The organism is Amygdalobacter nucleatus (genome assembly GCF_029167365.1).
GTDB classification, from domain to species: domain Bacteria; phylum Bacillota; class Clostridia; order Saccharofermentanales; family Fastidiosipilaceae; genus Amygdalobacter; species Amygdalobacter nucleatus.
In genome coordinates, this window is sequence record NZ_JARFNM010000001.1 from 1,377,869 (window position 1) to 1,399,592 (window position 21,724).

The 21,724-nt window shown below is 38.1% G+C and carries 22 protein-coding genes and 1 pseudogene; 22 read left to right on the plus strand and 1 reads right to left on the minus strand.

The window, feature by feature from the left end:
* The first annotated feature begins 32 nt into the window (after positions 1-32).
* From PYS62_RS06225 to PYS62_RS06300, 15 genes and pseudogenes are all read left to right on the plus strand, one after another.
* The gene (locus PYS62_RS06225; protein ID WP_315574177.1) at positions 33-1,331 is read left to right on the plus strand and encodes a hypothetical protein; all 1,299 of its coding nucleotides are present in this window, start codon (positions 33-35) and stop codon (positions 1,329-1,331) included.
* 315 nt (positions 1,332-1,646) lie between these two features.
* Positions 1,647-1,961, plus strand: a complete 315-nt coding sequence (locus tag PYS62_RS06230; RefSeq protein WP_000420682.1) for a YdcP family protein — start codon at positions 1,647-1,649, stop codon at positions 1,959-1,961.
* Positions 1,962-1,979: 18 nt separating this feature from the next.
* Positions 1,980-2,363: a YdcP family protein gene (locus PYS62_RS06235; RefSeq protein ID WP_001234286.1), complete on the plus strand. Its 384-nt coding sequence runs from the start codon at positions 1,980-1,982 to the stop codon at positions 2,361-2,363.
* Between the two features lie 28 nt (positions 2,364-2,391).
* On the plus strand, positions 2,392-3,777 hold the full coding sequence (locus tag PYS62_RS06240; protein WP_000813488.1) for an FtsK/SpoIIIE domain-containing protein: 1,386 nt from the start codon (positions 2,392-2,394) through the stop codon (positions 3,775-3,777).
* 192 nt (positions 3,778-3,969) lie between these two features.
* A complete protein-coding gene (gene mobT, locus PYS62_RS06250; protein ID WP_191619837.1) occupies positions 3,970-5,160 on the plus strand; it encodes a MobT family relaxase in 1,191 nt (396 codons plus the stop codon).
* 42 nt (positions 5,161-5,202) lie between these two features.
* On the plus strand, positions 5,203-5,424 hold the full coding sequence (locus tag PYS62_RS06255) for a hypothetical protein (protein ID WP_001009056.1): 222 nt from the start codon (positions 5,203-5,205) through the stop codon (positions 5,422-5,424).
* A 116-nt stretch (positions 5,425-5,540) separates the two neighbouring features.
* Positions 5,541-6,035 (plus strand): antirestriction protein ArdA, encoded by a 495-nt coding sequence (locus PYS62_RS06260; protein ID WP_066713634.1) that lies wholly within the window; start codon positions 5,541-5,543, stop codon positions 6,033-6,035.
* Positions 6,036-6,123: 88 nt separating this feature from the next.
* Entirely contained in the window at positions 6,124-6,516 is a 393-nt protein-coding gene (locus PYS62_RS06265; protein WP_000723888.1) for a conjugal transfer protein, read from the plus strand.
* The gene (tcpF, locus tag PYS62_RS06270) at positions 6,500-8,947 is read left to right on the plus strand and encodes a conjugal transfer ATPase TcpF (RefSeq protein WP_000331160.1); all 2,448 of its coding nucleotides are present in this window, start codon (positions 6,500-6,502) and stop codon (positions 8,945-8,947) included. The genes PYS62_RS06265 and tcpF overlap by 17 nt, the downstream gene beginning before the upstream one ends.
* Before the next feature lie 14 nt (positions 8,948-8,961).
* Positions 8,962-11,127 (plus strand): CD3337/EF1877 family mobilome membrane protein, encoded by a 2,166-nt coding sequence (locus PYS62_RS06275; protein ID WP_430516984.1) that lies wholly within the window; start codon positions 8,962-8,964, stop codon positions 11,125-11,127.
* Positions 11,124-12,125 carry a bifunctional lytic transglycosylase/C40 family peptidase gene (locus PYS62_RS06280; protein WP_000769868.1) on the plus strand — a complete coding sequence of 334 codons (1,002 nt, stop codon included), beginning with the start codon at positions 11,124-11,126 and terminating at the stop codon, positions 12,123-12,125. The genes PYS62_RS06275 and PYS62_RS06280 overlap by 4 nt, the downstream gene beginning before the upstream one ends.
* 17 nt (positions 12,126-12,142) lie before the next feature.
* Positions 12,143-13,054 (plus strand): conjugal transfer protein, encoded by a 912-nt coding sequence (locus PYS62_RS06285; RefSeq protein ID WP_434780973.1) that lies wholly within the window; start codon positions 12,143-12,145, stop codon positions 13,052-13,054.
* Between the two features lie 313 nt (positions 13,055-13,367).
* A pseudogene (locus PYS62_RS07540) lies at positions 13,368-13,415 on the plus strand (hypothetical protein); the annotation flags it as partial.
* Positions 13,416-13,430: 15 nt separating this feature from the next.
* Positions 13,431-15,350 carry a tetracycline resistance ribosomal protection protein Tet(M) gene (tet(M), locus tag PYS62_RS06295; protein ID WP_000691727.1) on the plus strand — a complete coding sequence of 640 codons (1,920 nt, stop codon included), beginning with the start codon at positions 13,431-13,433 and terminating at the stop codon, positions 15,348-15,350.
* 97 nt (positions 15,351-15,447) lie between these two features.
* The gene (locus PYS62_RS06300; protein WP_012962334.1) at positions 15,448-15,636 is read left to right on the plus strand and encodes a cysteine-rich KTR domain-containing protein; all 189 of its coding nucleotides are present in this window, start codon (positions 15,448-15,450) and stop codon (positions 15,634-15,636) included.
* A 59-nt stretch (positions 15,637-15,695) separates the two neighbouring features.
* Here PYS62_RS06300 and PYS62_RS06305 read toward each other — a convergent pair whose 3' ends face one another.
* Positions 15,696-16,049, minus strand: a complete 354-nt coding sequence (locus PYS62_RS06305) for a helix-turn-helix transcriptional regulator (RefSeq protein ID WP_001227347.1) — start codon at positions 16,047-16,049, stop codon at positions 15,696-15,698.
* A gap of 504 nt (positions 16,050-16,553) precedes the next feature.
* Here PYS62_RS06305 and PYS62_RS06310 point away from each other — a divergent pair.
* The 7 genes from PYS62_RS06310 to PYS62_RS06345 all read left to right on the plus strand — a co-directional run bounded on the left by PYS62_RS06310 (position 16,554) and on the right by PYS62_RS06345 (position 21,625).
* Entirely contained in the window at positions 16,554-16,976 is a 423-nt protein-coding gene (locus PYS62_RS06310) for a sigma-70 family RNA polymerase sigma factor (protein WP_000804885.1), read from the plus strand.
* A complete protein-coding gene (locus PYS62_RS06315; protein WP_000857133.1) occupies positions 16,973-17,203 on the plus strand; it encodes a helix-turn-helix domain-containing protein in 231 nt (76 codons plus the stop codon). The genes PYS62_RS06310 and PYS62_RS06315 overlap by 4 nt, the downstream gene beginning before the upstream one ends.
* A gap of 460 nt (positions 17,204-17,663) precedes the next feature.
* Entirely contained in the window at positions 17,664-17,867 is a 204-nt protein-coding gene (locus tag PYS62_RS06325) for an excisionase (RefSeq protein WP_000814511.1), read from the plus strand.
* Between the two features lie 81 nt (positions 17,868-17,948).
* Complete coding sequence (locus tag PYS62_RS06330; RefSeq protein ID WP_001291561.1) at positions 17,949-19,166, plus strand: tyrosine-type recombinase/integrase; 1,218 nt, start codon at positions 17,949-17,951, stop codon at positions 19,164-19,166.
* Positions 19,167-19,447: 281 nt separating this feature from the next.
* Entirely contained in the window at positions 19,448-19,717 is a 270-nt protein-coding gene (locus PYS62_RS06335; RefSeq protein WP_066713637.1) for a hypothetical protein, read from the plus strand.
* A 2-nt stretch (positions 19,718-19,719) separates the two neighbouring features.
* A complete protein-coding gene (locus PYS62_RS06340; RefSeq protein WP_066713639.1) occupies positions 19,720-21,009 on the plus strand; it encodes a sensor histidine kinase in 1,290 nt (429 codons plus the stop codon).
* Entirely contained in the window at positions 20,999-21,625 is a 627-nt protein-coding gene (locus PYS62_RS06345; protein WP_066713641.1) for a response regulator transcription factor, read from the plus strand. Before PYS62_RS06340 ends, PYS62_RS06345 begins: the two co-directional genes overlap by 11 nt.
* Positions 21,626-21,724: the final 99 nt, after the last annotated feature.

Genomic DNA, 21,724 nt, shown 5'->3' on the forward strand with positions numbered 1-21,724 from the left:
ATTTCGTAGAATATTATTGAAGGGAGGTTACTATGTATCGCAAAGAAATTATAAGTTATATCGTTTCTATTTGTTTGGTCTTAATCGCTTGTTTGCTACATGCTTTGGATTTTTATCACTATATAGATTTCCCTATACATACCATTGTGCTTATTCTATATACGTTTGTAATTTTTATATGGATGCACAATATGATGAATAGAGTAATTAGAAGTTCTATAGTCACTAGATTTAGAATCATCGGCATACTCCTTATCTGTTATCTCACGATAAGGACTGTGAAGTACGAATTTTTGATCGAAAATGAAGACGCAGTAAGACTTATAAGAAATTTTTACTTTGTCTTTCCACTTGTTTTAACTCATCTCGTGTTCCTCACTTCTCTTCACGTCGGTAAATCAGAGAGAGAAAATATAAGCCATCATTGGAATCTTCTTTGGATACCTACTTGTGTAACTGCCCTTCTAATCTTGACCAATGACTACCACGAGCTTGTCTTCTCCGTTGACCCAAATGTTAGAGGTCTAAATATGTATGGTCCCGTATTTTATTTTGTAATTATCTACATAGGACTTCTTTCTCTATGCACTTTAGTATTTACAATGCTTCCTTCCTTTAAAAATAGAAATTTAGCTTCTGTAGATCTGCCTATCTTTATACTTATCATCTGGGGTCTATATACTTTTCTATACATGATTGGTTGGAAAAATTTCGAATACTTTAAAATTATTTTCAAAAGTGCAGAATTCAATATCTTGATAGTTGTGCTTTTTATAGAATCCTTGGTGTTTATGAGACTTCTGCCTTCCAACAGAGGATATGAATCATTCTTGCAGATTTCTTCTTTAAATATTGGGATTATGGACTTAAATGGCAAGATGATATTCAGTCCAAAAATGTATAGAGATATCGAGCCATCTCTCATTGAAGATGCGCTATTAAATCCAATTTTTATCGATGAAGATACTATGCTTGAAAGTGCAAAGATCAAGGGCGGTAAATCTTTTTGGTTTGTAGATTTTACCGATTTCAACAATCTAAAGAGAAAGCTAATCAGTATCAGCGAAGATATGCTAAGCGAAAACGAACTTCTAAAGGCAAATAGCATCTTGCAGAAAAATATGGTTAAACTGGAAGAACAAAGAGAGATTAGAGAACATATTCACATGAAGCTAAAGCCTCAGTTCGGTCAACTTAAATACATCTTGATGAACCTGCCGGATGATGAAAATTTGTTTGAGATAAAACTAAAACACGCATGTTTTCTCGATGTATATATAAAGAGGTACGCCAACTTATTTTTGATTACTAAAAATAGCATAAAAATCTAGTTATCCGCATAAAAACTGGACTTATCACACTTTATCAAGGTCAAAACCACTCAATTTACTACTAATTTACTACTTATGAATGAGCTTTGATACGACGATTTATCCTTGAAAAGTGAAGATATAAAGATACTTCCAATAAAATTTGAATATTTAATAGGTAGACACTTCAAAAAATGAGGTGTCTATTTTTTTACCCGATTTTGAAAGGAAGTGAACTTATGAAAACAAAAAATCAAGAATCAAAAGGTCGTTCCCCACTCTTTAAGACCATCAAACATTCATTCAGCCAATAAAAAAGAAAGGATAGGTAAAAATATGGAACTTAAATTTGTGATTCCCAACATGGAAAAAACATTCGGCAATTTAGAATTTGCTGGCGAGGATAAAGTCGTTCAGCGAAGAATCAACGGACGGCTAACTGTCTTATCAAGAAGCTATAATCTCTATTCTGATGTTCAAAGAGCAGATGATATTGTGGTGGTGCTTCCTGCTGAAGCTGGCGAAAAACATTTCGGCTTTGAGGAACGTGTGAAGTTAGTCAATCCACGTATTACCGCAGAGGGCTACAAAATCGGCACTCGTGGTTTTACAAATTACCTTTTACATGCTGACGACATGATAAAAGAATAAAGAAAGAGAGGAAAAATGATGAGATTAGCAAATGGCATTGTATTAGATAAAGACACGACTTTTGGAGAATTGAAATTCTCTGCTCTACGTCGTGAAGTGAGAATCCAAAATGAAGACGGGTCGGTTTCAGATGAAATCAAGGAACGTACCTATGACTTAAAATCCAAAGGACAAGGACGCATGATTCAAGTAAGTATTCCTGCCAGCGTGCCTTTGAAAGAGTTTGATTATAACGCACGGGTGGAACTTATCAATCCCATTGCGGACACCGTTGCTACTGCCACCTATCAAGGAGCAGATGTTGACTGGTATATCAAGGCAGACGATATTGTGCTGACAAAGGATTCTAGTTCATTCAAAGCTCAACCACAAGCAAAGAAAGAACCGACACAAGACAAATAGTCGCTAGGTAGAAAGGAGACTTTTTCGCATGAAACAGCGTGGTAAAAGGATTCGCCCATCTGGTAAAGATTTAGTCTTTCATTTTACGATAGCGTCACTCCTGCCTGTTTTCCTGCTGGTTGTCGGACTGTTTCATGTGAAGACAATCCAGCAGATCAACTGGCAGGATTTTAACCTATCACAAGCAGATAAGATTGACATTCCCTATTTAATTATCAGTTTCAGTGTCGCAATTCTTATCTGCTTGCTGGTAGCGTTTGTATTCAAACGGGTTCGCTATGATACGGTTAAACAACTTTACCACCGTCAAAAACTGGCAAAGATGATACTTGAAAACAAGTGGTATGAATCTGAACAGGTCAAAACAGAGGGTTTCTTTAAAGATAGTGCTGGTCGTACAAAGGAAAAGATAACCTACTTCCCTAAAATGTATTATCGACTTAAAAATGGCTTGATACAGATACGGGTGGAAATCACGCTGGGAAAATATCAAGACCAACTCTTACACTTGGAAAAGAAATTAGAGAGTGGCTTGTACTGTGAGCTGACGGATAAAGAGTTAAAGGATTCCTATGTGGAATATACTTTGCTCTATGACACCATAGCCAGTCGTATTTCTATTGATGAAGTAGAAGCTAAAGATGGTAAACTTCGCTTAATGAAAAACGTATGGTGGGAATATGATAAGCTCCCTCATATGTTGATTGCTGGTGGTACAGGTGGCGGTAAAACTTACTTTATACTGACACTGATTGAAGCCTTGCTTCATACAGATTCAAAACTGTATATTCTTGACCCGAAAAATGCTGATCTTGCGGACTTAGGTTCTGTGATGGCAAATGTCTACTATAGAAAAGAAGACTTGCTTTCTTGCATTGAAACATTCTATGAAGAAATGATGAAACGTAGTGAGGAAATGAAGCAGATGAAGAACTATAAGACTGGCAAAAATTATGCTTACTTAGGTCTCCCGGCACACTTCTTAATCTTTGATGAATACGTCGCTTTCATGGAAATGCTGGGAACAAAAGAAAACACCGCAGTTATGAATAAGCTGAAACAGATTGTCATGTTAGGTCGTCAAGCTGGCTTCTTTCTAATACTGGCTTGTCAACGTCCAGACGCAAAATATTTAGGCGACGGAATCCGTGATCAGTTTAATTTCAGAGTGGCTTTAGGTCGTATGTCTGAAATGGGCTATGGCATGATGTTTGGCAGTGACGTACAAAAGGATTTCTTCTTAAAGCGAATCAAAGGTCGTGGCTATGTTGATGTAGGAACAAGTGTCATATCAGAGTTTTATACTCCCCTTGTACCAAAAGGATATGATTTCTTGGAGGAAATTAAAAAGTTATCCAACAGCAGACAGTCCACGCAGGCGACGTGCGAAGCGGAAGTCGCAGGTGTGGACTGATCTTGCTGGCTGGTGTGGCAATAGCCACGCCAGCACTTAACCCCCCGTATCTAACAGGGGGGTACAAATCGACAGGAAACAGTCAAAAAAACATTAGAAAATCCTTTGGTTACAAGGGATTTACAAAATTTCAGCGTATGTCAAATGGGCTTTAAAAGTTGACATACGCCTTTTTGATTGGAGGGATTTTTACTGAATGAACAAACTTGGTTACAGCATTTAAAAGAAAAACGCTTGGCTTATGGACTATCTCAAAACCGTTTAGCTGTTGCGACTGGTATTACAAGGCAGTATCTAAGCGATATTGAAACAGGAAAAGTCAAGCCATCAGAGGATTTACAGCAGTCCCTTTGGGAAGCTCTGGAACGCTTCAATCCCGACGCTCCCCTTGAAATGCTGTTTGATTATGTAAGAATTCGCTTTCCGACAACAGACGTACAGCAGGTGGTCGAAAACATCTTACAACTGAAACTGTCCTATTTTCTTCATGAGGACTATGGTTTCTATTCTTATTCAGAGCATTATGCTTTAGGCGACATATTCGTCCTTTGCTCCCATGAACTGGACAAAGGAGTTCTGGTGGAATTGAAAGGTCGTGGGTGCAGACAATTTGAAAGCTATCTTCTGGCACAACAAAGAAGCTGGTATGAGTTCTTTATGGACGTTTTGGTGGCTGGCGGTGTGATGAAACGCCTTGACCTTGCCATTAACGATAAGACAGGGATTTTAAATATCCCTGTACTCACTGAAAAGTGCCAACAGGAAGAATGTATCTCCGTCTTCCGCAGTTTTAAAAGCTATCGCAGTGGCGAACTGGTACGCAAAGAGGAAAAGGAATGTATGGGAAACACCCTCTATATCGGTTCATTACAAAGTGAAGTTTATTTCTGTATCTATGAAAAGGACTACGAGCAGTACAAGAAAAATGATATTCCCATTGAAGACGCAGAAGTAAAAAACCGTTTTGAGATTCGATTGAAAAATGAGCGTGCCTATTATGCAGTCCGTGATTTACTCGTCTATGACAATCCAGAGCATACCGCCTTTAAAATTATCAATCGGTATATCCGTTTTGTAGATAAAGACGATTCCAAACCTCGTTCTGATTGGAAACTGAATGAAGAATGGGCTTGGTTTATTGGGAACAATCGTGAACGATTAAAACTAACCACAAAACCAGAGCCTTACTCCTTCCAAAGGACGCTGAACTGGCTATCTCATCAAGTTGCCCCGACCTTAAAGGTTGCGATTAAACTTGATGAAATCAACCAGACGCAGGTTGTAAAAGACATTCTCGACCATGCGAAACTGACAGACCGACACAAGCAGATTTTGAAGCAACAGTCAGTAAAAGAACAGGACGTGATAACAACAAAAAAATAACTCAAATACAAATTCATTGAATATAGAGAGGAGAACATTTTTATGAATTTTGGACAAAACCTTTATAACTGGTTTCTATCAAACGCTCAATCACTGGTGCTTTTAGCAATCGTTGTGATTGGCTTGTATCTTGGCTTCAAGCGTGAGTTTAGCAAACTGATTGGCTTTTTAATTATTGCGATTATTGCGGTTGGCTTAGTCTTCAACGCTGCTGGAGTAAAAGACATTTTACTAGAGCTATTCAATCGCATTATTGGTGCTTAAATAAAACCGTTCTTTTGTGGAATATAAGTGGTTTTCTTATGTTCCGCAAAGGAATGGTACACCAAACGAAGTGCGGTAGGGATTTTTGAATCTCTACAAAGAAAGGACGTGAATATATGGACGATATGCAAGTCTATATTGCGAATTTAGGCAAATACAATGAGGGCGAATTGGTCGGTGCGTGGTTTACCTTTCCCATTGACTTTGAGGAAGTCAAAGAGAAAATCGGCTTGAATGATGAATATGAGGAATACGCCATTCATGACTACGAGTTACCCTTTACGGTTGACGAATACACTTCCATTGGCGAACTCAATCGACTATGGGAAATGGTATCGGAATTACCCGAAGAATTACAATCGGAGCTATCTGCTCTGCTCACTCATTTTTCAAGCATTGAAGAACTAAGCGAACATCAAGAGGATATTATCATTCATTCCGATTGTGATGATATGTATGACGTGGCACGCTACTACATTGAAGAAACGGGTGCTTTAGGCGAAGTACCAGCTAGTCAAAACTATATTGATTATCAAGCCTATGGTCGGGATTTAGACCTTTCAGGAACGTTTATCTCAACCAATCATGGGATTTTTGAAATCGTCTATTAAATCTGTCGGTACATTACTACTGGCAGATTTTCTATTTTACGGGGTGGCTCAATCAGCTACCCCTATTTTTTATGAAAGGATTGATTACATGAAGAAAATACGAAGCTATACCAGTATCTGGTCTGTGGAAAAGGTACTGTATTCTATCAATGATTTTAGACTTCCGTTTCCCATAACCTTTACGCAAATGACATGGTTTGTCGTGTCACTCTTTGCAGTGATGATACTTGGCAACTTGCCCCCTCTTTCCATGATAGAGGGAGCATTTCTCAAATACTTTGGGATTCCTGTGGCTTTCACATGGTTTATGTCTACAAAAACTTTTGATGGTAAAAAGCCTTATGGATTTTTGAAGTCTGTCATTGCTTATGCACTGCGACCAAAGCTGACCTATGCAGGAAAAAAAGTAACGCTTGGCAGAAACCAGCCACAAGAAGCCATTACAGCAGTTAGGAGTGAATTTTATGGCATATCCAATTAAATACATTGAAAACAATCTCGTCTGGAATAAAGACGGGGAATGTTATGCTTACTATGAGCTTGTTCCTTACAATTACTCATTTCTAAGTCCAGAACAGAAAATACAAGTGCATGATTCTTTCAGACAGCTTATCGCACAAAATCGTGATGGCAAAATTCATGCTTTACAAATCAGTACAGAATCCAGCATACGTTCTGCACAAGAGCGTTCCAAAAATGAAGTCACTGGCAAGCTCAAAGCGGTTGCCTATGACAAAATCGACCAACAGACAGACGCTTTAATATCCATGATTGGCGAAAATCAAGTGAACTACCGTTTCTTTATCGGCTTTAAGTTGCTTCTCAACGATCAGGAGTTTTCTATGAAAAGTCTTACCGTTGAAGCAAAAAATGCTTTGTCTGATTTTGTCTATGATGTGAACCATAAGCTGATGGGCGATTTTGTTAGTATGAGTAATGATGAAATCCTGCGTTTTCAGAAGATGGAAAAGCTCTTAGAAAATAAAATCTCTCGTCGTTTCAAAATCCGCAGGTTAGATAAGGACGACTTCGGCTATCTGATTGAACACCTTTACGGACAGACAGGCACTGCCTATGAAGAGTATGAGTACCATCTATCAAAGAAAAAGCTGGATAATGAAACGCTGATTAAATACTATGACTTGATTAAGCCTACTCGCTGTTTGGTGGAAGAAAAACAGCGATATTTGAAAATCCAGCAGGAAGATGAAACCGTCTATGTAGCTTACTTTACCATTAACAGCATTGTCGGAGAACTGGACTTCCCGTCCTCTGAAATCTTCTACTACCAGCAACAGCAATTTACATTCCCGATTGATACGTCAATGAATGTGGAAATTGTAGCGAATCGTAAAGCCCTATCTACTGTCCGCAATAAAAAGAAAGAACTGAAAGACTTGGATAACCACGCTTGGCAAAGTGATAATGAAACCAGCTCCAATGTGGCGGAAGCTCTGGAAAGTGTGAATGAGCTGGAAACCAATTTAGACCAAAGCAAGGAATCTATGTACAAGCTGTCTTATGTGGTAAGGGTATCAGCAAATGATCTTGACGAACTCAAACGTCGTTGTAATGAAGTGAAAGATTTTTATGACGATTTAAGCGTAAAACTGGTACGACCATTTGGGGATATGCTCGGCTTACATGAAGAATTTTTACCTGCCAGCAAGCGTTATATGAATGATTATATTCAATACGTGACCTCTGATTTCCTCGCTGGTTTAGGTTTTGGTGCTACTCAAATGCTGGGGGAAAATGAGGGGATTTATGTTGGCTACAGCTTAGATACTGGACGCAATGTCTATCTGAAACCTGCTCTTGCCAGTCAAGGGGTTAAGGGTTCAGTAACCAATGCGTTAGCGTCGGCTTTTGTTGGTTCGCTGGGTGGTGGTAAATCCTTTGCGAATAACCTTATCGTCTATTATGCGGTGCTTTATGGGGCACAAGCAGTGATTGTAGACCCAAAAGCAGAACGTGGCAGATGGAAAGAAACCTTGCCAGAGATTTCCCATGAAATCAATATCGTCACTCTGACTTCTGATGAGAAAAACAAAGGCTTACTTGACCCTTATGTGATTATGAAAAATCCCAAAGATTCTGAATCACTGGCTATTGATATTCTGACATTCCTTACGGGGATTTCCTCTCGTGATGGGGAACGCTTCCCAATCCTTAGAAAAGCCATTCGTGCAGTAACCAATAGTGAAGTACGAGGGTTGATGAAAGTGATTGAGGAATTACGGGTTGAGAATACGCCACTAAGTACCAGTATAGCCGACCATATCGAAAGTTTTACAGACTATGACTTTGCACATTTATTATTCAGTAATGGTTATGTGGAGCAGTCTATCAGCTTAGAAAAACAACTGAACATTATACAGGTTGCGGACTTGGTACTTCCCGACAAGGAAACTTCCTTTGAGGAATATACCACTATGGAGCTTTTATCCGTTGCTATGCTGATTGTCATTAGTACCTTTGCTTTAGACTTTATCCATACAGACCGAAGCATTTTCAAGATTGTAGATTTAGACGAAGCATGGAGCTTTTTACAGGTAGCACAAGGAAAAACACTATCTATGAAGCTGGTTCGGGCTGGTCGTGCTATGAACGCTGGGGTATATTTCGTGACCCAAAATACAGACGACCTCTTAGATGAAAAACTGAAAAATAACCTCGGCTTAAAATTTGCATTTCGTTCCACTGACCTTAACGAGATTAAAAAGACCTTAGCCTTTTTTGGTGTAGACCCAGAGGACGAAAACAATCAGAAGCGATTGCGTGATTTGGAAAACGGGCAATGCCTTATCAGTGATTTATATGGTCGTGTCGGTGTGATACAGTTCCACCCTGTATTTGAAGAACTGCTCCATGCCTTTGATACCAGACCACCTGTGCGAAAAGAGGTGTAAATGTGAAACCATCAATAGTAAACAGAATAAAATCAAACTGGACGCTGAAACGTCTAGGTAAAGTGGCAATGACAGTGGCTTTCACACTTGTGATTGCCATTTTTCTTTTAGCCATGCTGGGAACGGTGGTTCAAGCTGCGGGCTTGGTAGATGATACGGTCAATGTGGCAAATGAATACAGCCGATACCCACTTGAAAACTATCAACTGGATTTTTATGTGGATAATAGCTGGGGCTGGCTTCCGTGGAACTGGTCGGACGGGATTGGAAAACAGGTCATGTATGGACTATATGCCATTACCAATTTTATTTGGACAATCAGTTTGTATGTTTCCAATGCGACAGGTTACTTAGTACAGGAAGCCTATTCCTTAGACTTCATTTCCGCTACAGCAGATTCCATTGGTAAGAATATGCAGACCTTAGCTGGTGTGAGTGCAAACGGATTTTCAACAGAGGGTTTCTATGTTGGATTCCTCTTACTCTTGATTTTGGTTCTTGGGGTTTATGTTGCCTATACGGGACTGATAAAGAGAGAAACCACAAAGGCAATTCATGCCATTATGAATTTTGTGCTGGTGTTTATCCTATCGGCTTCCTTTATTGCCTACGCTCCCGACTACATTAAAAAAATCAATGACTTTTCATCAGACATCAGTAATGCCAGTTTATCACTTGGCACGAAGATTGTCATGCCCCATTCCGATAGTCAAGGCAAGGACAGCGTGGACTTAATCAGAGATAGCCTGTTTTCCATACAGGTTCAGCAACCGTGGCTACTGCTTCAATACAACAGTTCAGACATTGAAAGTATCGGTATTGACCGTGTGGAAAGCCTGCTCTCCACCAGCCCAGATTCCAACAATGGCGAAGACAGAGAAAAAATTGTTGCGGAAGAAATTGAAGACAGAAGCAATACCAATCTAACCATTACAAAGACCATTAACCGTTTAGGTACAGTCTTCTTCCTATTTGTCTTCAATATTGGGATTTCCATATTTGTATTCCTATTAACAGGAATCATGATTTTCTCGCAGGTACTTTTTATCATCTATGCTATGTTTCTGCCTGTGAGCTTTATTTTAAGCATGATTCCATCATTTGATGGTATGTCAAAACGAGCCATAACAAAGCTCTTTAATACCATTTTGACACGAGCTGGAATCACATTGATTATTACGACAGCATTTAGTATTTCAACCATGCTCTATACCTTATCGGCTGGTTATCCGTTCTTTTTGATTGCTTTTCTACAGATTGTGACCTTTGCAGGAATCTACTTCAAGCTGGGCGATTTAATGAGTATGTTTTCTCTACAGAGTAACGATTCTCAAAGTGTGGGAAGTCGTGTGATGAGAAAACCTCGTATGCTTATGCACGCTCACATGCACCGTCTACAGCGGAAACTTGGACGTTCCATGACTACTCTAGGGGCTGGGTCTGCCATTGTTACAGGTAAAAAAGGACAGTCGGGTTCGGGGAGTTCTGCAAGGACACAAGCAGATCACTCCCGACCAGACGGAAAGGAAAAATCAACACTTGGAAAACGTATCGGTCAAACCATCGGTACAGTAGCTGATACCAAAGACAGAATGGTAGACACTGCTAGTGGTTTGAAAGAACAGGTTAAAGATTTGCCGACCAATGCAAGATATGCAGTATATCAAGGAAAATCCAAAGTAAAAGAGAATGTCCGTGATTTAACCAGTAGTATTTCTCAAACCAAAGCGGACAGAGCCAGTGGACGCAAGGAACAGCAGGAACAAAGGCGAAAAACCATTGCGAAGCGTCGCTCTGAAATGGAACAGGTCAAACAGAAAAAACAGCCTGCTTCTTCTGTTCATGAAAGACCGACTACAAGACAAGAACAATATCATGATGAACAGACCTCAAAACAGTCTAATATTCAGACTTCATATAAGGAATCTCAACAAGCCAAACAAGAGCGTCCAGCAGTTAAGTCCGATTTTTCAAGTCCAAAAGTGGAACGCCAAGGCAATACCGTTCAAGAAAAAACCGTTCAAAAGCCAGCAACTTCAACCACTACAGCAGATAGAACTTCACAACGTCCAATCACAAAAGAACGTCCGTCTACTGTTCAAAGAGTACCACTACAAAATACAAGAAGTAGACCACCAATCAAAACCGCCACCATTAAGAAAGTCGGTAAGAAACCATGAAGTTGAAAACTTTAGTGATTGGTGGTTCTGGATTATTCTTGATGGTCTTCTCACTGCTTCTGTTTGTTGCCATTTTATTTTCAGATGAACAGGACAGCGGAATTTCCAATATTCATTATGGAGGTGTGAATGTTTCCGCAGAAGTGCTGGCTCATAAGCCTATGGTAGAAAAATATGCCAAAGAATATGGCGTTGAAGAATATGTCAACATACTTCTTGCGATTATACAGGTGGAATCGGGCGGTACTGCGGAAGATGTTATGCAGTCCTCGGAATCCCTCGGTCTTCCACCTAATTCATTGAGTACAGAAGAATCCATTAAGCAAGGTGTGAAGTATTTCAGTGAATTATTAGCCAGTAGCGAAAGGCTCAGTGTAGATTTAGAATCGGTTATCCAGTCCTACAATTATGGTGGTGGTTTCTTAGGGTATGTGGCTAATCGTGGAAATAAATATACCTTTGAACTGGCTCAAAGTTTCTCAAAAGAGTATTCAGGTGGCGAAAAAGTGTCTTACCCCAATCCCATAGCCATACCTATCAATGGGGGCTGGCGATACAACTATGGCAATATGTTTTATGTGCAACTGGTAACGCAGTATCTTGTCACAACAGAGTTTGATGATGATACGGTACAAGCCATCATGGACGAAGCACTGAAATATGAGGGCTGGCGATACGTTTACGGTGGAGCTTCCCCGACTACTTCTTTTGATTGTAGCGGACTGACACAATGGACGTATGGAAAAGCTGGAATTAACTTACCACGAACCGCACAACAGCAATATGATGTGACCCAGCATATCCCACTATCGGAAGCACAAGCTGGCGATTTGGTTTTCTTTCATTCTACCTATAACGCTGGCTCTTATATTACTCATGTTGGGATATACCTTGGCAATAACCGTATGTTTCATGCAGGCGACCCAATCGGTTATGCCGACTTAACAAGCCCCTACTGGCAACAGCATTTAGTGGGAGCAGGACGAATCAAACAATGAGAAAGGAAGATTTAATGATGAAATTTAGAAAAAATCAGAATAAAGAAAAACAGATACCAAAGGAAAAGAAACCTCGTGTCTATAAGGTCAATCCTCATAAAAAGGTTGTGATTGCCTTGTGGGTACTTTTAGGGCTTAGTTTCAGCTTTGCGATATTCAAGCACTTTACAGCTATAGATACTCATACTATTCACGAAACAACTATCATAGAAAAGGAATACGTTGATACTCATCATGTAGAAAATTTTGTAGAGAACTTTGCGAAAGTCTACTATTCATGGGAGCAATCCGATAAGTCCATTGATAATCGAATGGAAAGTCTAAAAGGCTATCTGACAGATGAACTTCAAGCTCTCAATGTTGATACAGTACGCAAAGATATTCCTGTATCGTCTTCTGTAAGAGGATTTCAGATATGGACGGTAGAGCCAACTGGCGACAATGAGTTTAATGTAACCTACAGTGTAGACCAGCTCATTACAGAGGGAGAAAATACAAAGACCGTCCACTCTGCTTATATAGTGAGTGTCTATGTAGATGGTTCTGGAAATATGGTACTGGTTAAGAATCCGACCATTACCAACATACCTAAGAAATCAAGTTATAAACCAAAAGCCATTGAAAGTGAGGGGACGGTTGATTCCATTACAACCAATGAAATCAATGAGTTCTTAACGACGTTCTTCAAGCTCTATCCTACAGCGACAGCCAGTGAACTTTCCTACTATGTGAATGACGGGATATTAAAACCAATCGGAAAAGAGTACATCTTTCAAGAACTGGTAAATCCTATTCACAATCGTAAGGATAATCAAGTCACGGTATCGCTGACAGTGGAGTATATCGACCAGCAGACCAAAGCAACGCAGGTATCTCAATTTGATTTGGTACTTGAAAAGAACGGGAGTAATTGGAAGATTGTAAAATAACAAATATTGGTACATGATTACAGATACTTTGTAATCATGTACTCTTTTTGATAAAAAATTGGAGATTCCTTTACAAATATGCTCTTACGTGCTATTATTTAAGTGACTATTTAAAAGGAGTTAATAAATATGCGGCAAGGTATTCTTAAATAAACTGTCAATTTGATAGCGGGAACAAATAATTAGATGTCCTTTTTTAGGAGGGCTTAGTTTTTTGTACCCAGTTTAAGAATACCTTTATCATGTGATTCTAAAGTATCCAGAGAATATCTGTATGCTTTGTATACCTATGGTTATGCATAAAAATCCCAGTGATAAAAGTATTTATCACTGGGATTTTTATGCCCTTTTGGGTTTTTGAATGGAGGAAAATCACATGAAAATTATTAATATTGGAGTTTTAGCTCATGTTGATGCAGGAAAAACTACCTTAACAGAAAGCTTATTATATAACAGTGGAGCGATTACAGAATTAGGAAGCGTGGACAAAGGTACAACGAGGACGGATAATACGCTTTTAGAACGTCAGAGAGGAATTACAATTCAGACAGGAATAACCTCTTTTCAGTGGGAAAATACGAAGGTGAACATCATAGACACGCCAGGACATATGGATTTCTTAGCAGAAGTATATCGTTCATTATCAGTTTTAGATGGGGCAATTCTACTGATTTCTGCAAAAGATGGCGTACAAGCACAAACTCGTATATTATTTCATGCACTTAGGAAAATGGGGATTCCCACAATCTTTTTTATCAATAAGATTGACCAAAATGGAATTGATTTATCAACGGTTTATCAGGATATTAAAGAGAAACTTTCTGCCGAAATTGTAATCAAACAGAAGGTAGAACTGTATCCTAATATGTGTGTGACGAACTTTACCGAATCTGAACAATGGGATACGGTAATAGAGGGAAACGATGACCTTTTAGAGAAATATATGTCCGGTAAATCATTAGAAGCATTGGAACTCGAACAAGAGGAAAGCATAAGATTTCATAATTGTTCCCTGTTCCCTGTTTATCACGGAAGTGCAAAAAACAATATAGGGATTGATAACCTTATAGAAGTGATTACGAATAAATTTTATTCATCAACACATCGAGGTCCGTCTGAACTTTGCGGAAATGTTTTCAAAATTGAATATACAAAAAAAAGACAACGTCTTGCATATATACGCCTTTATAGTGGAGTACTACATTTACGAGATTCGGTTAGAGTATCAGAAAAAGAAAAAATAAAAGTTACAGAAATGTATACTTCAATAAATGGTGAATTATGTAAGATTGATAGAGCTTATTCTGGAGAAATTGTTATTTTGCAAAATGAGTTTTTGAAGTTAAATAGTGTTCTTGGAGATACAAAACTATTGCCACAGAGAAAAAAGATTGAAAATCCGCACCCTCTACTACAAACAACTGTTGAACCGAGTAAACCTGAACAGAGAGAAATGTTGCTTGATGCCCTTTTGGAAATCTCAGATAGTGATCCGCTTCTACGATATTACGTGGATTCTACGACACATGAAATTATACTTTCTTTCTTAGGGAAAGTACAAATGGAAGTGATTAGTGCACTGTTGCAAGAAAAGTATCATGTGGAGATAGAACTAAAAGAGCCTACAGTCATTTATATGGAGAGACCGTTAAAAAATGCAGAATATACCATTCACATCGAAGTGCCGCCAAATCCTTTCTGGGCTTCCATTGGTTTATCTGTATCACCGCTTCCGTTGGGAAGTGGAATGCAGTATGAGAGCTCGGTTTCTCTTGGATACTTAAATCAATCATTTCAAAATGCAGTTATGGAAGGGATACGCTATGGTTGCGAACAAGGATTATATGGTTGGAATGTGACGGATTGTAAAATCTGTTTTAAGTATGGCTTATACTATAGCCCTGTTAGTACCCCAGCAGATTTTCGGATGCTTGCTCCTATTGTATTGGAACAAGTCTTAAAAAAAGCTGGAACAGAATTGTTAGAGCCATATCTTAGTTTTAAAATTTATGCGCCACAGGAATATCTTTCACGAGCATACAACGATGCTCCTAAATATTGTGCGAACATCGTAGACACTCAATTGAAAAATAATGAGGTCATTCTTAGTGGAGAAATCCCTGCTCGGTGTATTCAAGAATATCGTAGTGATTTAACTTTCTTTACAAATGGACGTAGTGTTTGTTTAACAGAGTTAAAAGGGTACCATGTTACTACCGGTGAACCTGTTTGCCAGCCCCGTCGTCCAAATAGTCGGATAGATAAAGTACGATATATGTTCAATAAAATAACTTAGTGTATTTTATGTTGTTATATAAATATGGTTTCTTGTTAAATAAGATGAAATATTTTTTAATAAAGATTTGAATTAAAGTGTAAAGGAGGAGATAGTTATTATAAACTACAAGTGGATATTGTGTCCTGTATGTGGAAATAAAACACGATTAAAGATAAGGGAAGATACTGAATTAAAAAAATTCCCCCTCTATTGTCCGAAATGCAGACAAGAAAATTTAATTGAAATAAAGCAGTTCAAAGTAACTGTGATTACAGAGCCAGACGCAAAGACGCAGAGCCGATAAAATGAGATTAATACAATCTCATTTTATCGGCTCTTTCCGTTATGTATGGATTCTTTTAATTAGTCTTCGATGTTTCTTGCTTCGTTGATACCGCTGGCTAAAGATTCCATTAAGGATAGTTCTTTGTCTGTAAAGCTATCCATGTATTTCTCTATCTGTAATCGTCGGGTGCTTTTTACCAAGTTATTAGCAGGTAAGAAAAATTCATCAACGGAAACATGAAGTAACGATACAAGGTCATAAAGAACTTGTATGCTGGGGTGTTGCCCTTTATTTTCAATATTAGTTAAGTACCGTGGGTCAATTTCAATCAATGCTCCCACTTGTTCACGAGTTAAACCTCGTTTCAATCGAGCTTCTTTAATGGCTAAACCAAAGGCTCTAAAATCATATTTATCTTCTTTTTTACGCATAGTAGACCACCTCTATACATTTTATTGTTCCTACTGAATTAAAAACAGGTATAGAAAAACGTGTTATATGGTTTATAGGTTTATATTTAATAAAAAGCACTACTAAACGCCAATAAAAAAAACCGTTATATGGTAGTGCTATTTACGCTGTTAAAATATTGTATATTACTTCCAAATGGCGGTTTGTTGGAGGTCAACGTCGCCATGAAGTACATCATATACAATAAATTTCCTTACATTGGGTTCTTGTCAAAAAAAGTCGTCTATCTGCAATAGATAAGTACGTCCACCAATGTGGTTTTATAAATCATATAGATAGAATAACAGAAGCATGTAAACAGAGAAATAAATCTGTTTATATGCTTTTTTGGCTATTCAGAACTTTTTTACAAAGTTTATTTATCAGTAATGCAACAAATCCCCCTTTCACATTGGGACTAAGAGTGAAAGGAGATAAACGAGCAAGGCTCACTTCCTTTCCTAGACAGAAAGGGGGTGAGAAACATGAAACCATCTTCTTTTCAGACCACAATAGAAAATCAGTTTGACTATATCTGTAAACGTGCTATGGAAGACGAGCGAAAGAATTATATGCTTTATCTTTCAAGGATTGCAAAGCGTGAGGTGTCCTTTTCGGATGTTGGCGATTATCTTGTTAGCCAGTTTGCGACAACAGATAACTATTCAACTGACTTTCAGATTTTTACACTCAATGGGTTATCAGTAGGCGTTGAAAATGATTTGTTGAGTGAAGCATTACGTGAGTTGCCAGACAAGAAACGTGAAATTCTACTGCTGTTTTACTTTATGGACATGAGCGATTCAGAAATTGCAGACCTGTTGAAATTGAACCGTTCTACTGTCTATCGGCATAGAACCAGTGGACTAGCCTTAATTAAAAAGTTTATGGAGGAATTTGAAGAATGAAAACACAATATCCTATGATTCCCTTTCCTCTCATTGTAAAGGCAACAGATGGCGATACCGAAGCGATTAACCAGATTCTACATCATTACAGAGGGTACATAACGAAGCGTTCCCTACGACTTATGAAAGATGAATATGGCAATCAAAGTATGGTCGTTGATGAAGTCTTACGTGGAAGAATGGAAACCAGACTGATTACAAAGATTTTGTCATTTGAAATTAAGTAATATCCTCTCTCCTTTCGTGGAAGCGTGCTAAACCATTCCACGCTTCCCGAACAGGGAGGTTTGTTATTCCACCAAAGCATATTGAGCTTTCAATGTGTTTTGATAGGCTAACGAGCCATTGTTCTTTGAAAACTGAATAAAAGTAATCGAATACGTTTCGATAAGAAAAGAGCCAACGGAACTAACCGCCATGACCTATCTTATAAAGATAGCGAGCGATTCATGTTAGTGATCCGAGAAGCAATCTTTAGCAGGATTGCCTGCAACGACATTCTTATCGTGATAATGATACTCCCATACAGTCAATAGTCCGAGCGTGATAAAACCGTCGCAGGCAATGAGTATGGCTACATGAGAACCATGCAGGGGTGGAACTCCCGTGAGCTTTGCTAAAGCTGTTCGATTGCTGGTAAAACAACTTTTATGAAATCCAAATAAGTGATTTGGAAAGGAGGATTTTATGAAGCAGACTGACATTCCTATTTGGGAACGTTATACCCTAACCATTGAAGAAGCGTCAAAATATTTTCGTATTGGCGAAAACAAGCTACGACGCTTGGCAGAGGAAAATAAAAATGCAAATTGGCTGATTATGAATGGCAATCGTATTCAGATTAAACGAAAACAATTTGAAAAAATTATAGATACATTGGACGCAATCTAGCGTCGCCAAAGGGTCTTGTATATGATAAAATAGTATTAAGTCGTATCAAGGCTCTTTCCATAAAGGAAAGGAGCAAATGCCATGTCAGAAAAAAGACGTGACAATAAAGGTCGAATCTTAAAGACTGGAGAGAGCCAACGAAAAGACGGAAGATACTTATACAAATATATAGATTCATTTGGAGAACCGCAATTTGTTTACTCGTGGAAACTTGTGGCTACAGACCGAGTACCAGCAGGAAAGCGTGATTGTATCTCACTTAGAGAGAAAATCGCAGAGTTACAGAAAGACATTCATGATGGTATTGATGTTGTAGGAAAGAAAATGACACTCTGCCAGCTTTACGCAAAACAGAACGCTCAAAGACCAAAGGTTAGAAAAAACACTGAAACTGGACGCAAATATCTTATGGATATTTTGAAGAAAGACAAGTTAGGTGTAAGAAGTATTGACAGTATTAAGCCATCAGACGCTAAAGAATGGGCTATTAGAATGAGTGAAAATGGTTATGCTTATCAAACCATCAATAACTACAAACGTTCTTTAAAGGCTTCATTCTATATTGCTATACAAGATGATTGTGTTCGGAAGAATCCATTTGACTTTCAACTGAAAGCAGTTCTTGATGATGATACTGTCCCTAAGACCGTACTAACAGAAGAACAGGAAGAAAAACTGTTAGCCTTTGCAAAAGCTGATAAAACCTACAGCAAAAATTATGATGAAATTCTGATACTCTTAAAAACAGGTCTTCGTATTTCAGAGTTTGGTGGTTTGACACTTCCAGATTTAGATTTTGAGAATCGTCTTGTCAATATAGACCATCAGCTATTGAGAGATACTGAAATTGGGTACTACATTGAAACACCAAAGACCAAAAGTGGCGAACGTCAAGTTCCTATGGTTGAAGAAGCCTATCAAGCATTTAAGCGAGTGTTAGCGAATCGAAAGAATGATAAGCGTGTTGAGATTGATGGATATAGTGATTTCCTCTTTCTTAATAGAAAGAACTATCCAAAAGTGGCAAGTGATTACAACGGCATGATGAAAGGTCTTGTTAAGAAATACAATAAGTATAACGAGGATAAATTGCCACACATCACTCCACATAGTTTGCGACATACATTCTGTACCAACTATGCAAATGCAGGAATGAATCCAAAGGCATTACAGTACATTATGGGACATGCTAATATAGCCATGACGCTGAACTATTACGCACATGCAACATTCGATTCTGCAATGGCAGAAATGAAACGCTTGAATAAAGAGAAGCAACAGGAGCGTCTTGTTGCTTAGTAGTACAAATGAATTTACTACTTATTTACCACTTCTGACAGCTAAGACATGAGGAAATATGCAAAGAAACGTGAAGTATCTTCCTACAGTAAAAATACTCGAAAGCACATAGAATAAGGCTTTACGAGCATTTAAGAAAATATAAAAAGATAATTAGAAATTTATACTTTGTTTAATTTAAAAATAAAAATACTTTGGATCTATCTGAGCTTAGGCTTGCGTTCTCCGAATCCCTCGACTATTTAAAGTTAAGCGATGTAAGTACCCATATAGATTGGGAAATGAGTGGAAAGTTTGATGCCAAGTACTGTCTTAATCTCTATGAAATTTTTCAATATGCTTTAGAATTTTATATGCCTGGTATTGACTCTCTTTATATAAAGCTTTATATGGATGAGAATGCTCCAGTGTTAAGTATAAAAATTAAAGGAGCAAAGCCTAAATCTTTTTTAGATAAGTACAAAGATACTTACTCAAAAGACGATATTTTAATTGACGAAGATATAGTAGATGATGAAATTAATCTATGTATATCTCTTGGAAGGAGGTAGCTATGACGCTTATAAATCTAAGCAGCTACAACCTTGTCCTTCTATTTATCTTTAACACCGCCATCTTAGTTGCAAGTGTAAAGATTGTTGTCGATACAGCAAATAGCAAATTACACGCCAAGTACTTTGTGCATAGTATATTCATCTTTTCATTGAGTTTTTTCTCTATGCAAATTTTGGCAGAGATTGGAACTGGCAGACTCTACATCGCAAAACCTATGGTGGACCTTCCCGTTTACTTATTTATAGTCTACGATTTGTGCCTCTGCATATTCGAAATTATCTTTGCCATAAGTTTTATAAAGAACAAGAACAGAGTCATAGGCAAGAACTCCATAAAGGAAAGTATGGATAACCTCCCTGACGGTATATGTTTTTCAAAATTAGATGGAACACCTCTTTTGGTAAATAGAGTAATGCAGGATATTAGCTACGCAGTATTCGGAAACATGTTAGTTAACGATGTGGTCTGTGCAGAAGATATAAGAAATAATAAAATAAAAAAGGAAGCTCGCATCTTGCAAAAGGATCCCCTCATAGTAGAAGCTCTGGGAGATATTTGGCATATAAAGATAATCCTCCACGAAAATGTGAGAGAAACCTTGGCTTACAAAATCACCCTTGAGTGGGGTCTGTACCAAGAGATTGAAGAAAAGAATAGGCAGATTGAAAAGATTAACCAAAGTCTCAAAGAATATCATAAGAATGTGGGAGAATACACTCGACAAAAGGAAATCTTACAGGCTAAGGTCAAGATTCACGACAAAATTGGTCAATCACTAATCTATTTTAAAAGATACTTGGATATGGACAAAAAGACTAAGGAAGATCGGGATAAGCTCATAAATTTATGGATGGCGAGCCTTGTAATGCTAAACGAAAAAGAAGATTTCTTAAGTGAAAAGGATGATTCTTCGAAGAATGAAGCAAAATTTGAAAAACTCATATTCACCGCAAAAGATATCGGAGTTGCGGTCCATTTAGATGGTGAAACTCCAAAGGATGAAGGTGACCTAAATCTCTTAATCGATATAGTTCACGAGGCGCTTAACAATGCCATTCGCCACGGTCAAGCTAAAAATATATGGATTAAATTAGATGAAGGAGATTTAAATATCCATTGCAAGATAAGAAACGACGGAATATTATCCAAAGAGCCGATAAAAGAAAAGGGCGGTCTCAAAAATATCCATCAAAGGATAAAAAGTTTTGGCGGTAAGATGAATATAGAACTTAATCCACAATTCACCTTGGACCTATCCTGGCCAAAAGGAGGAAACTATGACCTATAAAATAATGATTGTAGACGATCAGTTCGTCTCCAGAGAAATGTTTAAGCTATACATCAGCCAATGCGCGGACTACGAAGTTGTCTACTGCGTCGACACCGCCATGTTTGCAGATACCTATGTGCTAAATACTAAACTCGACCTGGTGATTATGGACATACTGATGCAGGACGGATCCAATGGACTCGATGCAGCGGCTAAAATAAAGAAATTAAAACCAGAACTAAAAATAATCGCCGTTACGAGCATGCCAGAAGTATCCTGGATGGATAGAGCAAAAGAGATTGGCATAGAAAGTTTTTGGTACAAAGAAGTATCAGAAGAGACAATTTTAGAAATAATCGAAAGGACATTAAATGGGGAGTCCATCTATCCAATTAAAACTCCAGAGGTTAAATTGGGGATGACTAAATCCACCGACCTAACTCCGAGGGAGATTCAAGTCTTAAGGCTACTTACCACAGGTGTTGGAAACGACGAAATCGCCGACAGCTTAGGCATCTCACTAAACACGGTGAAGACCCACATAAAACATCTCATAGAAAAGACAGGATTTTCAAGTAGAACGCAACTTGCAATTCAAGCACGGATTACTGGATTTGTCATAGAAGACGATTAAAAAATTAAAAGATATTAAAAAAGGGCTAAACGATAAGCCCTAATTTTTTACAACATTTTTATTTTATCTTTTTCATAGGAAATCCCTCATAACCCCATA